This is a genomic window from Cognatundibacterium luofuense, from assembly GCF_018139685.1.
GTDB classification, from domain to species: domain Bacteria; phylum Pseudomonadota; class Gammaproteobacteria; order Burkholderiales; family Burkholderiaceae_D; genus Undibacterium; species Undibacterium luofuense.
This window is the reverse complement of the sequence record NZ_JAGSPN010000227.1, coordinates 1-395: the sequence shown is the minus strand read 5'-3', so window position 1 is coordinate 395 and position 395 is coordinate 1. Positions and strand designations below refer to the sequence as shown.

Here is a 395-nt window from a genome sequence, read left to right as displayed (position 1 = left end):
AGTTAAGGACATGTAGAGTCATTTTTGCTAGCATGTGCGCACTTTTACGGAACAAAAACCGCCAATTCCGGTCCCGTGACCGGGATCAGACTATCTGAATTACCAAGCGAATATTGCCAACAATGGCCACCGACAGAGAATTATCCAGTTTCCTTGAGGGCGTGGAACGGCGTGCTTTTAAGCATGCGATGTATGCCGTCAGGAATGAAGAGTCCGCGCTCGACATCGTGCAGGAAGCGATGATCAAGTTATCCGAAAAATACGGCGACAAGCCAGCGGCCGAATTACCCATGCTGTTTCAGCGCATTTTGCAAACCACAACGCTGGACTACTTCCGCAGAGAAAAAGTCAGAAATACCTGGGTCAGCCTGTTCTCCAGCATCACGCCGGATAAT

1 pseudogene is annotated in these 395 nt (G+C 49.4%); it reads left to right on the top strand.

Features of this window, described 5'->3' with window-relative positions:
• Window positions 1–122: 122 nt before the first annotated feature.
• Window positions 123–395 (top strand): annotated as a pseudogene (locus KDM89_RS20150) (sigma factor); the annotation flags it as partial.